The 14,507-nt window shown below is 38.7% G+C and carries 6 protein-coding genes and 1 pseudogene; 5 read left to right on the forward strand and 2 right to left on the reverse strand.

What is annotated here, in order from left to right:
* Positions 1 to 91: 91 nt before the first annotated feature.
* The 3 genes and pseudogenes from BDD30_RS00955 to BDD30_RS00965 all read left to right on the forward strand — a co-directional run bounded on the left by BDD30_RS00955 (position 92) and on the right by BDD30_RS00965 (position 5,246).
* Positions 92 to 1,066: a YopT-type cysteine protease domain-containing protein gene (locus BDD30_RS00955; protein WP_015834232.1), complete on the forward strand. Its 975-nt coding sequence runs from the start codon at positions 92 to 94 to the stop codon at positions 1,064 to 1,066.
* A 99-nt stretch (positions 1,067 to 1,165) separates the two neighbouring features.
* Positions 1,166 to 3,946: an RHS repeat domain-containing protein gene (locus tag BDD30_RS00960; protein WP_015834231.1), complete on the forward strand. Its 2,781-nt coding sequence runs from the start codon at positions 1,166 to 1,168 to the stop codon at positions 3,944 to 3,946.
* A gap of 269 nt (positions 3,947 to 4,215) precedes the next feature.
* Positions 4,216 to 5,246 (forward strand): annotated as a pseudogene (locus tag BDD30_RS00965) (IS630 family transposase).
* On the opposite strand, the gene BDD30_RS23960 reads toward BDD30_RS00965, so the two are convergent.
* Positions 5,243 to 5,527 (reverse strand): DUF6402 family protein, encoded by a 285-nt coding sequence (locus BDD30_RS23960; RefSeq protein WP_041381838.1) that lies wholly within the window; start codon positions 5,525 to 5,527, stop codon positions 5,243 to 5,245. The pseudogene BDD30_RS00965 and the gene BDD30_RS23960 overlap by 4 nt on opposite strands.
* A 481-nt stretch (positions 5,528 to 6,008) precedes the next feature.
* On the opposite strand from BDD30_RS23960, the gene BDD30_RS00975 reads away from it, so the two are divergent.
* Together BDD30_RS00975 and BDD30_RS00985 are read left to right on the forward strand one after the other, a co-directional pair.
* Positions 6,009 to 7,058: a carbon-nitrogen hydrolase family protein gene (locus BDD30_RS00975; protein ID WP_015834226.1), complete on the forward strand. Its 1,050-nt coding sequence runs from the start codon at positions 6,009 to 6,011 to the stop codon at positions 7,056 to 7,058.
* Between the two features lie 626 nt (positions 7,059 to 7,684).
* Positions 7,685 to 12,589 carry a putative adhesin gene (locus BDD30_RS00985; protein WP_015834225.1) on the forward strand — a complete coding sequence of 1,635 codons (4,905 nt, stop codon included), beginning with the start codon at positions 7,685 to 7,687 and terminating at the stop codon, positions 12,587 to 12,589.
* A 117-nt stretch (positions 12,590 to 12,706) separates the two neighbouring features.
* On the opposite strand, the gene BDD30_RS00990 is transcribed toward BDD30_RS00985, so the two are convergent.
* Entirely contained in the window at positions 12,707 to 14,056 is a 1,350-nt protein-coding gene (locus BDD30_RS00990; RefSeq protein ID WP_015834224.1) for a Fic family protein, read from the reverse strand.
* Between the last annotated feature and the right edge of the window lie 451 nt (positions 14,057 to 14,507).

The raw sequence follows: 14,507 nt of genomic DNA on the forward strand, positions 1-14,507 counted from the left end.
ATACTTAAAAGATATTTTTTAACTATCATAATCACATTCAACAATTGGAAAATTAAACTTAATTTTCCAATTATAATCTAAAGGTAATAATATGGAACGTGAATATAATAAGAAAGAAAAACAGAAAAAGTCAGCAATTAAGTTGGATGATGCTGTTGGAAATAATGAGGAAAACATGGATATGACTAGCCCATTGGAACTTAATTCTCAATACACTAATAGAAAAAGGCCGGGGTTACGCGAGCGTTTTTCGGCCACTCTGCAACGTAACCTACCAGGCCATTCTATGCTCGATCGGGAGCTAACCACCGATGGTCAAAAAAACCAAGAGAGTCGATTCTCCCCTGGCATGATAATGGATAGGATCATGCATCTCGGGGTCAGGACCCGATTAGGGAAAGTTCGAAATTCGGCAAGTAAATACGGGGGTCAAGTCACCTTCAAATTTGCCCAAACCAAAGGTACCTTCCTGGACCAAATCATGAAACACAAAGACACCTCAGGCGGTGTCTGTGAGTCTATATCTGCTCACTGGATAAGCGCCCATGCCAAAGGTGAAAGCATCTTCGATCAACTCTATGTCGGGGGCCAAAAAGGAAAATTTCATATCGACACGTTGTTTTCCATTAAGCAGTTACAGATGGACGGCTATCTGGATGATGAACAAAGTACAATGACAGAGTACTGGCTTGGTACACAAGGCATTCAACCAAACAGGCAAAAAAATGACAACATGAACGAACACTCATCCAAGATAGTGGGTGAAACCGGTACCAGAGGTACAAAAGACCTATTACGCGCTATTCTGGATACGGGTGATAAAGGATCAGGCTACAAGAAGATCAGTTTTCTCGGAAAAATGGCTGGACATACTGTCGCTGCCTATGTAGATGACCAGAAAGGTGTCACTTTTTTTGATCCCAACTTCGGTGAATTCAACTTTCCGGATAAAGTCTCATTTTCTCACTGGTTTACTGACGATTTTTGGCCAAAATCTTGGTACAGCCTGGAAATCGGTCTGGGGCAAGAATTTGAAGTCTTCAACTATGAGCCTAAAGAACCCTAATTCACAACTATCCCTAACAACTTCATCGATAGAAATTCGGTCCTGCAAATTCAACATTTCCACTTCTTTTAGGACAATCATCAAATTAAGGAGAATAAAATGATATCCACTTTCGACCCGGCCATATGTGCTGGCACTCCCACCGTCACGGTATTGGATAACCGGAACCTGACTGTGCGGGAGATAGTCTTCCACCGAGCCAAAGCAGGTGGCGATACCGACACACTTATTACCCGTCATCAGTATGATTTACGCGGAAATCTAACCCAAAGCCTTGATCCGCGCCTCTATGACCTGATGCAGAAAGATAATACTGTGCAACCTAATTTCTACTGGCAGCACGATCTGTTAGGCAGAGTGTTGCATACGGTAAGTATCGATGCTGGCGGTACGGTGACACTCAGCGATATTGAAGATCGTCCCGCTTTGAACGTAAACGCCATGGGCGTAGTGAAAACCTGGCAATATGAAGCCAACTCATTGCCTGGCCGCTTGCTATCAGTCAGTGAGCAATCTGCTAATGAAGCAGTACCACGAGTTATCGAGCATTTCATCTGGGCCGGTAATTCTCAAGCGGAGAAAGACCTTAACCTGGCTGGTCAGTATATGCGTCACTACGATACAGCTGGGCTGGATCAGCTCAACAGTTTGTCTCTGACCGGTGCACACTTATCTCAGTCATTGCAATTGCTAAAGGATGATCAAATGCCAGATTGGGCCGGTGATAACGAGTCAGTCTGGCAAAATAAACTAAAAAACGAGGTTCACACTACACAAAGTACAACAGATGCCACCGGTGCACCTCTGACCCAAACCGACGCTAAAGAAAATATGCAGCGTCTGGCATACAACGTAACCGGGCAACTGAAAAGCAGTTGGTTGACACTGAATGGGCAATTGGAACAGATCATCGTCAAATCCCTAGCCTATTCGGAATCAGGTCAAAAGATACGCGAAGAGCATGGTAACGGCGTCGTCACAAAATACTCTTATGAGCCTGATACCCAGCGATTAATCAATATCACTACCCAACGTTCCAAAGGACACGTTTTTAGTGAGAAATTACTCCAAGATTTACTCTATGAATATGATCCGGTAGGTAACATAGTCAGTATTCTCAATCGTGCAGAAGCAACCCATTTCTGGCGCAATCAGAAAGTGTCTCCCAGGAACACTTACACCTATGACTCTCTATATCAACTTATTCAGTCTACCGGTCGCGAAATGGCTGATATTGGTCAACAAAACAACAAAATGCCTACACCACTTGTTCCTCTTTCCTCTGATGACAAGGTATATACCACATACACCCGTACTTACAGTTATGACCGGGGCAATAATCTGACGAAAATTCAGCATCGTGCACCAGCAAGCCACAATATTTACACGACAGAAATAACAGTATCCAACCGCAGTAATCGGGCGGTACTGAGCCATAACGGACTGACGCCAAGAGAAGTGGATGCTCAGTTTGATGCAAGTGGGCATCAGATATCGTTGCCGACAGGACAAAATCTAAGCTGGAATCAGAGAGGCGAGCTACAGCAAGCAACGACAATCAATCGTGATAATAGCGCAACAGACCGGGAATGGTACCGCTACAATGCGGGTTCAGCGCGCATCCTGAAAGTCAGTGAACAGCAGACGGGTAACAGTACGCAGCAGCAGCAAGTCACTTATCTACCTGGGTTGGAACTGCGGACAACGAAATCAGGCACCAACACAACTGAAGATCTGCAAGTTATCACCATGGTGGAAACCGAGCGAACACAAGTGCGAATATTGCATTGGTCGGCAGGAAAACCCAATGACATAGCTAATAATCAAGTACGTTACAGTTACGACAATCTGATTGAGAGTAACGTTATGGAGCTAGACACCAAAGGTAAAATCATCAGTCAGGAAGAATATTATCCATACGGAGGTACCGCAATATGGACCGCAAGAAACCAAATTGAAGCCAGTTACAAAACCGTCAGATATTCAGGTAAAGAACGAGATAAAACGGGGTTGTATTACTACCGACACCGTTACTATCAGCCTTGGTTAGGTAGATGGCTAAGCGCCGATCCAGCGGGAACCGTGGACGGATTGAACTTGTACCGAATGGTCAAGAATAACCCAATTCGTTATCAGGATGAGTCGGGAACCAATGCAAACGATAAAGCTCAAGCAATCTTTAAGGAAGGTAAAAAAATAGCGATTAATCAACTCAAAATAGCCAGTAACTTTTTAAAAGATAGCAAAAATAGTGAAAACGCCCTTGAAATCTACAGAATATTTTTTGGGGGCCACCAAGATATTGAACAACTGCCACAATGGAAAAAACGTATCGACAGCGTTATTTATGGGCTAGACAAGTTGAAAACCACCAAACATGTTCATTATCAACAGGATAAATCAGGTTCATCCAGCACCGTTGCCGATTTAAATGTTGATGAGTATAAAAAATGGTCAGAAGGAAATAAAAGTATCTACGTGAATGTGTATGCTGATGCGCTGAAAAGAGTGTATGAAGATCCCCTATTAGGTCGCGAGCATGTCGCCCATATTGCCATTCACGAATTATCTCATGGCGTATTGCGTACTCAAGATCATAAATATATTGGTGTTTTATCCAGCCCAGGCTCACACGACTTAACCGACTTGCTGAGTATACTTATGCCACCGGCCAATGAGCAGGATAGAACAGAAAAACAGCGCCGTGCCACTGGCGCCAGAAAAGCGCTGGAAAATGCAGATTCATTTACCCTATCAGCACGATATTTGTACTACACTGCACAAGATCCAAATTTCTTATCATCCCTTCGCAAAGCACACAGAGACTTCAATAACAAAAAAACTGATCGGTTGATTATCAGGCCCCCTGAAAGACGGTAGCATTCCTGCGGCACCGGCACTATAAGCGTTCGCTGCTATATCCTTGGTCAGTGAACGCTTTTCGTTTTCTGCCCTGGCAAGAAGGTACGCATCCGGGTGGTTAAATCGGCTCTTTGCAGGCGTAATTCGAGTAGTTTTTTCATGGTGTTTTGTAGTTGTAGTTATATGTAAATACTATTTAACATCATAAAAAATAATAAAAAAGCCTCTATACCTGTGCTCATTGAAACTGCTTGATTTTCGCCCAAATGAGGTTCAGGGTATCCGTCATGAAAATATTCATTACCGATGAATAAAAAGCCGAACTTGAGCACCTCCATCACACCTGCCATGATAAGAGGGAGTGTGACCGCATCAAAGCGGTCCTTCTGGCCTCTGAGGGCTGGAGTTCTGTCATGATCGCTCAGGCCCTGCGCCTGCATGAAACGACCGTTAATCGTCATATCAGCGATTACCTTAATCACCGCAAACTGAAGCCCGAAAATGGCGGCTCTCAGAGCCACCTCAGCGAAACACAGACGCAGGAACTTATCGCTTATCTGACCGCAAATCTTCTGCCCACCACACAGGCGGTTATCCGCCTTGTCAAAGAAGCGTGGAATATCCGTTACACCGTTCCCGGCATGAATAAATGGCTGCACCACAAGGGATTCAGTTATAAAAAACCGACCGGCGTGCCACACAAGTTCAACGCGGAACAGCAGCGGGCCTTTATAGAAACCTACGGGAAACTCAAGCAGGAAGCCGGAAACCATGAACCCATCCTGTTCATTGATGGCGTCCATCCCACGCAGGGGACGAAACTGGCTTATGGCTGGATGCGTAAAGGCCAGAAAATATAGTGAAAACCACGGGAAGCCGTCCCCGTCTGAACCTGATGGGGGCCCTTAATCTGGCTGATATTAGTCAAACGGTAGTACGCGAGTATGACCGTATCGACAGTTATCACATCGCCGAGTTTTTCATTGCTCTGCGTGAAACCTATCCGGTCAGTCAGAAGGTTCATATTATCCTTGACGGAGCCGGTTACCACCGAAGCAGGCTGGTGAAAGACTGGGCTTATGTGATGAATATTGAGCTTCATTACCTGCCACCGTACAGCCCGAATCTGAACCCGATAGAAAGGCTGTGGAAGGTGATGAATGAACAAGTCAGGAATAACCATTATTTCGCCTCGACGACCTTGTTCAAGCAGGCAATACATCGCTTTTTTACGGAAATATTACCGGAACTGGCCGGGAACCTGTCGTGCCGTATTAATGACAACTTCCAGGTTATGAATCCTGCATCTTCAAGTTAAGCGGGTATATCTTTTGGCAAAGGAGAAACCCATAAAACATCTGAAAATACAATAAAATCTCCTCCTTTATTGTATTTTCTTTGCCATTCTCTAAAATTTACATTATATACAGGGACGTATTTTGAATATTCTCCTGTCGCCAACTCTCTCCACATATTATCTTTATAAAAACCCAGGTATACAACTGTTTTCACTTTACTTAAAACTCCATCTCTACTCCAAACTCCAAGAAATTCATCAGGGTTAACAAAGTCATAGCTATCTTTTAAGTAAATCCCCAAACTCTCTGTAAGTTAGGCAGATGGTTAAGCGCTGATCCAACGGGAATCGTGGACGAATTGAACTTGTACCAAATGGTCAAGAATAAGCAATGGATTCATGAACTCAGAAAGCAAGAACGAATATCCATTAATCAAACACAAAAATAGTATTTTATAAAAAAATCTCTGGCAAATATTGTCAGGGATTTTTTTGATCTCAATGAGCATAAAAACATCATCGCAATCCCGGTTCAGTTCGATATGCGATCGATATCAAATTAACACCATCAGATCGATCTGTTAAATTTCACATGTCAATAAGTTTTTTATATGAATAAATGACAAATATTTCACAGAAAAATAGCACAATATAAAAAAGGTATTTTTTACTAAAAAAATGTGGCCACAGTTATATATTCTAAAATAAAGCGCAAATTCTATACCATTTGGTTTAAAATCCACATTATGATAGTTGTCCCTACACCAAAGAGAAAAACTAATCATGTCAACAAATACAACATATCGTGTTGCCGCCGTTCAAGCAGCACCTGTTTTTCTTGATCTTGAAGCTACCGTTGCAAAAACTATCACATTAATTGAATCAGCGGCCAATAATGGCGCTAAGTTGATTGCTTTCTCTGAAACCTGGATACCGGGCTATCCATGGTTTATCTGGTTAGATTCCCCTCTCTGGGGCATGCAATTCCTTAAACAGTATCACAACAATTCATTGGTTATAGATAGCAAGCAATACCAACGTATTGAACAGGCGGCCGCAGATAATAATATTATGGTGGTACTTGGTTTCAGTGAAAAAGATAAAGGCAGTCTTTATATGTCTCAATCTATCATTGACCAAACTGGCAAGACATTGTTAACAAGAAGAAAATTAAAGCCCACTCATGTAGAAAGAACAATTTTTGGTGAGGGTGATGGTAGCGATCTGAGCATTGTTAAAACACCTCTCGGTAAGGTTGGCGCCCTAAATTGCTGGGAACATATTCAACCTTTATCAAAATACGCTATGTTTGCTCAAGATGAACAAGTACATGTTGGTGCCTGGCCAAGCTTTTCCATTTATAAAGGGAAAGTTCATGGCCTGACAGGCGAAATGAATACCGCTGTCAGTAGTGTATATGCACTGGAAGGCCAATGTTTCTTCATTGGTGCCTGCGCTCTGGTTTCTCAAGAAATGATTGATATGATGTGCCAAACTGAAGAACACAAAGCTCTACTAGAGACAGGTGGAGGTTATGCCTGTATTTACGGACCAGATGGTAAACAGATTGCCAAACCATTACCCCCTAATGAAGAGGGGTTATTGTATGCAGATATCGATCTCAGTGCGATTACCTTAGCAAAAGGGGTTGCAGACCCCGTCGGACATTATTCACGGCCAGATGTCACCGGCCTACTTTTAGATAAAACCCGACGTCAACCCGTTATTATGAAACAAGACTATTGCTGTAGTAGCGAAATTGGCACCGAAAAAGAGAATATTAGAGGAAAATCAGAAAAAGAATCTGATACTATTAATATCCACGTCAAATAGAAAAGTATAAAGTAATTTTATAAATTCATTTTCAATTGCGCAATCGTGATTTATTTGTGTAATTCCCTAAGTACAAGGGGGCGTTAACCATCACGCACCCTTTACTTAACCCTCTTCCCCTTCTTGAGTAAGAACATCTCCTCTTTCATCCGTTTACAAATATTTACTATTTCCCCTGTTTACAACTTATCACAAGGAGTCTTCACCAAAACACCTATCACCCATGAATACCCTGCTATTCTATTTCTCAACTGCTGTACTGATTTGCTGCCATCCGTATATCCCCTTCATCTTTCAAGCTGCTGCTTTGTTGGCTGCCTTCTCTCACCCCAGTCACATAGTTATCTATGCTCCTGGGGATTCATTCACTTGCCGCCGCGCTGCAACTCGAAATCTATTGGGTATAAAAAATAATAGATAAATATTTATATATAATTGAACCAATTAATAGTTTTTTATTGTTATTAATTGATATTTGATATTACATCAGTTTAATTATAATCACTCTGCCTTACGATTATGACTAGAAATTACAACAAAATATTTTGGTACAAATAGTCATTTCTGTGAATTAACTGAACATGATAACCATATAAATAATAAAATTAATCAACTTGGAGGATTATATGTCAAATTCCGAATACGATATCATAGATAAAAACGATACTTATCAGGTAAAAAACAAGGAATATACTGTAGTCAATGGAAAATATTGGCAATATGAGCGAGAAGGTAATGAAAATAACAATAAAACTTTTATTTCCTTAATGAAAGGCAATCAAAATGACCCAATCTGGATAACATCTGATATTAAAGAAATGAGTCTATATATAATAGAAAACTTATTTTCTTATCAAAAATTTTCAGCCGAATTACAACATACTTTAAAAAATGCAGTGAATGCTGTTTTCAATGAATACTCTGAAATAAAATATTCTGAATTATTACATAATATTAATAATATATTCAACCTATTTTTTATAAAAAATTATAATACCAGCGATATCGATACAGCAATAAATATTTTAACAGCAAAAATAGAAATTTATGACAAACTGGAAAAAATCAATCAGGACAAAAAAGACTCAAATAATACCAAAGTGGATATATGGGAAGAACTTGGTATCAATGCCGAAGAACCTTTACTAAAAATATATCGTCAGGCATTCTCCACCGGAGATATCGATGATGAAATCTATTCAGATGCATTACTCACTTTCATGTCAAATGGCAATATAGAGTTAGGTGATAAAGAAAAATCAGATTATAACCAACGAATTAAGGATAAAGCAGATCTTTTCAAATCCTATAAAAAAGGGATTGAAAAAGTAGCGAGTTTAGTTACCTCAAATAATATTAATCCAGGCATACCTATTACTCATTCAGAAACAGAACAAAGTATTAACATTGGTGATGATATACTATTAGCCCAATTAGCCAAAGAAGAGATAACACTAAAAAAACAAAATCGTACCGAATATAGCCAGAAAGATATATTTGAACTGCAAACACTGCAAGCTGCTAAATATCATTTATTAATCTTATCTTCATTAGGTGCTCTACTTTATCAAATTGCGCCTAAAGTCGAAAAAATAACTAAAGGTCATGGTGATTATCGCGATATTATTTTTGCTCAAGATCAGGCTGAGGTATTATTTAAAAAACATAATATTCAATATGATACTAATCATGTTCTTTCTCAAGAATCAAAACATATTGAAATGGAAGGCTGTATTATTTTAACCGCAGCGATCATTTATCGAATGAGAAAAGAGAATGCTAATACAGAACAAGCACTTAATTATTCCACATTAGAAACAATAAAATTATTTGAAAATGACAAGCAAAAACTCAATCCCTTCAACAAAAATAATGTAAAGCCAGTCGGATATTTCTCTTTTATTGATTTCAAAAAAAGAGATAAATTTGACTCACAATACAATTTTAATGAACAATTTAATGTTTATAAGAATAAATATAGTCATTATGAATCCATTTCACTCAGTAAATTAATATTGTCATCTCCCGCAGCGCAATTAACTGTCAAAGAGATTATTAACCCACCAGAAGAAGCTTTTCTCTATTCAGTCGAACAGGGTATGGGAAATGTCGCCATGATAAAAATGTATCAAGGCAATTGGTTGGTTATCTCAACGATACAAGGCGGCGTGAAAGCAAAAAAATATTCCCCGCAGCAAGTTGATAGCCATCCTATCTTACGTGCCATGTCCAAACCCAATGCACTATTTTTGATTGAGCGAAAAATGGAAATAGGCATGGGAATATTGATGCCAAATATGATGGTCAACACCGGAAAAAGACTTCTCCCGACTGGTTATGAACGGGCTAAGACCTTGAGTGGCTTCGCACAAACCAGCAGATATAAATATTCTTACGACGCGTTCTGGAATGATTATTATGGTATCACTTCAGGAATGAATGTAGGAATTAGCTTCACGGGTTCACCTAAATTTAATTTTTATAAAGAAGAGAACTTACTTTCTGTAACAGCAACAGTAATACAGCAAGGTTTAAACGATATCGCAATAAAAAGTAAACAGGCGCTGGATATTACCTCTGGTTGGCATATAGCAGCAACTATTCTTATTCCTTTCTATAATGTTATCTATAAATCAACAACCGATAGTGAATATACATTAACGGGAGAAGATATTGGTTCAATTGTCTTTGATACCGCAAATGTGCTGTTGGTTGTTGCTACTCTGGGTATGTCATTGACTGAATCAATGGCCGCAAAAGTCACACAAACTACATTGCGCCTAAGACAAGCTGGTCTGACTGGCAGAGCTTTAATTACAGCAGTGGTCAGGACACTACCTGAGCATGGAATAATAACCTTACGTCAATCCTCTGGAATTATACTCAGTGGATTAATTGATTTAATCGAACCTTTACCTATCAGATCGACACTAACCTTAACTTACCGGGGCGTAATCAGCGCAGTCGGTGCAATGAGAAATAGCATTAAACTTGAGAAAAGTTTCGCTGATATTTTCGGCAAAAGTACCAGAGGATTAGGTAAACTTAAAAATGAATGGAAAGTCAATAATCTTCCACTCGACGGGATAGTACCTCATTCAAATGGCGGAGAAATATATAAAGGAATTTATTCAATACGCCCCACTAATGTAGAATCAGCAATTAAACAAAACTACTATATAAAGGAGTCTGGTGCTAACTATCAAGTTAAATGGGATGATGCCAATCACACCTGGCGCGTCGTCAATCCAACCTATCCTGAACAATTTAGTTACTGGCCCGCGGTTAAATTAGATAAAGATGGACATTGGATTACTCATGCCGATGTATCTAATAAGTTTCTTATCCTGGAGCAGAGTAAAAGAATAGAGCAGGAACTTGAAGCGGCACGCAGCAATATTAATAACAATAATATATTGGATGCATTTATTCATATCAATACCGCATTCAAAGATTATGAAAGATATGATGTTGATAAACTATCAGATATTACGGACACATTAACCCATTTCTTCGAAAAATCGATAAAACTTGGAGATAAAAAAGCGATACTTAGCGCAGAAATAATGAGTATTCAACAAGCCTGGATACGTGATGTCGTATTACCATTACAAAACAATCTGAGTATTTCGGTTGAAAAAATCAATGCTATAAAAACTGAACTTCCTTATTTATTGAGAAAAGTCTTCCCAGTTGAAAATCAATTATCCAACCAATTAGCAGCAAATAAAATTGCACTTGCCATCGAGGAAATACCTACTGCATTAATGCCACAATATACTTCAGGCAATATCTCAAAAACGGTACAATATACATCGTTAGAGAGTAATTATATAAATATCCCTCCTGTCGGGATCACAATAACAGGTAATGATGAATTCATTAATCAAGTTACTCACGCACTCAATGAAATAGATGAAATACCATCCGGCAATATTGTTATTCAGGAACTTAAAAAACAGGGTTTAAATATACGGCCTCCGACGATGAGCGCCATTATCCGCGAAAAAGATGGGAAATTTTATGCCAGTAACAGCGCTGGCAGCAGCATCGCCTTTGATCCAGAGAATCATCTTATTGGCACAGAAGAAAAACTTATTGACGAACCCTGGCGCGCTCGTGACCCCGCTATCGCTTTATATCACGAGATGTTACATATCTACTATAATCGCTATCCAACATGGTTTACTTCTATTGATAATAAAGCGATTGACCAGAAAGTCAGTGGTGGTTTTTCTTTACTGGAAGAGTCGCGGATTGTGGGAACAAAATATTATGCCAACGATAAAAATACATTATTTGATTTCAGTGATCCCAATTATTTACTAGAAAATAATTCCGCTTTATTGACAGAAAATAGATTCAGAGCAGAATATGCCATATTTAAAGGCAAAAGTGAGTATGTTATCCGACCTTATTCTGGTAAAGGTGATAGTCAAATCCCACTGACCAATACCAAAATAAACCTCAATGAATCACACAGAAATGTAATGGGCGTGGGTAATGGAAAACCTGAAAAAATGCCAAACGAATCAGCAACTGATTACCGAAATAGAGTGAGAGAATGGCGGAAAGCGAATAAGCAACCTGAAACAGATATTGGCATTGGTGATATGAGGAAAACAAAAGCGGAAGCCAGGGTTAAACTTTTAAAAGAAAGCTATCCTCAATTTGAACCACAAAAAATTGAACTTGGTGGTGCATTTCAATTATGGACGGTACCGAATGAACCTGCAAATAAATTGATGTTGAGTTCGCATGGATATTTTTTCTCTGATAGTGCCGCAACACAAGTCCCAGCAGGAAAAACAATCCAATTCCTTGGCCCTCACGGCAAGACATTATTGGAAGCACCAGAAAATCCATTGAATTCCCCTTTTGATGTCACATTGGGTAATAGTGATTTTACTGTGCAACCTTATGCAACCATTGAATCAGGTAGCAAAAGCAAAGTAAGTTCAAGCAGTGTAAAAATAGGTGATAAGACGTTTACCGTAAACGATATTCAGAATATGACTACTGATGATGTTGAAAACTATTTACTTGCTACCGGAGTCGAAGCTAATACATCAAACCATGGTAAGGTTAGAAATTACGGTATCAAATATTACGAAAAAATGCCGGATGAAGAAGTTAAGGCGGCAATATGGAAAAATAGAGCAGACGAAACTGTTACCAGTAAATATGATGCCTTATTAGTTAGTCCAGAAGCAGGAAACCGTAAAAAATTATCCGATATTTTTGCCCTGATGAAAACAGACGAAAGGATGTCAAAGTACGACGAAATAACCTTTGTTGCTTGTCGTGAGGAATTGAACAGAATAAACATGAAATCAGTTCATGATACCGGTCTTGGCGGTGGTTATGAACCCAAGCTGGAACCAACTGTCATTCTTTCACGTCGGCGACGGGAAGCGGCACTCACGCCTGACGGAGCAATAATTTATTCGGTTATTGCGGTAAATCTGCATCATCATTACGTTACAGAAAAAATCGTCAGCATCGCCCCTTTTCTGTTGATTGATAATTAAAAGGTCTTTTTGTATTACCTGAAACACTAAATTAAGGCGAGGAATGTTTTCTCGCCTTATTAATTTTAAACTGTACTAGAATCCAGCCTCACGCCGTGAAGAGTAAGAAAAAACATTCTACGATTTTGATATCTTATTTAGCCGCCTACGTAGATCTGCGGGGGCAATATAATGAGTTGTTCGTTTTATTTTTATAGGAAGAAATATATTCATTGTCTCAAGCTCTCTAAGTAATTTTCTGGCTGTATTTTCACTAACATCATATATATTTTGAACCGATTTCACTTTAAACAATCTTCCGGGCTCTTTTACACCTTTTTTGATTAAATCTTTTTGAATGAAGTTTAGTTTACTTTTATACTTTGAATTTTCCAACACATCGACAATTTCATAAAATTCTTTTGTTTTTACTTTTAAATACTCTTGTAATTCATCAAATGCGTTTAGAATAATATTAACATTAAAATTGATAAAATAAGTTAAATCCCCATAATCCTTTTGAACATAAAGATATGACATACCATAGTCTTTAGCGTGCTCCTTGATAACCTTGCTTATTGAAATATATTCAAAAATATCATATCCATTCTTTAGCATATACCAATAAAATATTGCCCTTGCAGTTCTGCCATTCCCATCTCTAAATGCGTGTTCATACCCCATCATAAAATGAAGAATAATCGCTTTTATTACTGGTGGTATAAATTTCCTGCCATCCTCTCCATTATGATTTTCGTTAGCAAAAGCACACAATTCTTCTAACCTATTTTCTAACTCCTTATAGTTTGGCGGGTAAAATAATGGATTGTCATCATTTCCAATGTAGATATCATTACTGCATCTAAATTCCCCCGGTATATTTTCGTTTTCAGATACACCATTAGTCGCTATTCTGTGAAATTCAAGCATCAGATCCCTTGTGAGAGGTTCTTGTTTTCTTTTATCCGCTAGCTTTAATAACATATAATTATTCAGAATCATTCTCTCATCAGGAGTGCTGGGCGCTAATTCTTCCTCTAGCATTTTTTTTGCGTCAGCTCGGGTAGTTGCTGCACCTTCCAATTGAGCGCTGGTGATGGCTTCTTCCATCAGTAAAGATGATACTAAGTAATTCTGTTGAATATTATCTGATACTTGAGATCCTGCAATTGCAGCTACTTTGCCTGCACCAAGTTGTACAATTTTGTGCAACTTTGGTTCTAGTGAATCATGTATACAAAAACTAAACTCATTCCCGCTTTTATCAAATAAGCCCGTACTTTTTTTTACCTGATCTCTACAAAACTTTACCGCATACCAGATGTGTTCAGCTTCTTTACTAGGAACTCGCCACTTAAGCTGGCTCCAATGAAGGTATCTTCCTTGTTCATCAACAATACTATATTCACTGAGGTATTCCCTGAATTTAACAAAATCTAAATTTGAGAAATCAAGTCTAGGTGATTGTTCTACAGGATGTTTTGCCATATTACCTCACATTTCAAAATTTGATGTATAGGTAAGTATGACAATAAATCCTTAAGGAGATCAACACGAATAAATCCGATTCATGAACGGTTTTAAACGGAGGCAGTGAAAATGAAGTCCAAGGGATTTATATTGAGATTAAAGCGCCCTCAATCTCAGAGGCTACCCTCTTTAAGAGAGGTGATTAAAAAACGATCATCGCGTTTAACGTACCAAGCACTAGCCTAGGCCCCCATTTGGCTCGTCACTCAGCAAATTTTTTTGCTCAGTTCCGATCGGCTGAAAATTTAGCTGATGGACCTACCAGCAGGCTGGTATATCGCTGACATTTCTTCAATAAAAGACTTATATAAAACTTTAAATAATCTTAAATACCTTTATAAGCTTCAAATGAAACTCTTAAATCCTTCTCATCTCATATCAAATTTTAGTAAAATAAAAGATGTGATAA

Source organism: Photorhabdus asymbiotica, from assembly GCF_003634575.1.
In the GTDB taxonomy this organism is placed as follows: Bacteria; Pseudomonadota; Gammaproteobacteria; order Enterobacterales; family Enterobacteriaceae; genus Photorhabdus; species Photorhabdus asymbiotica.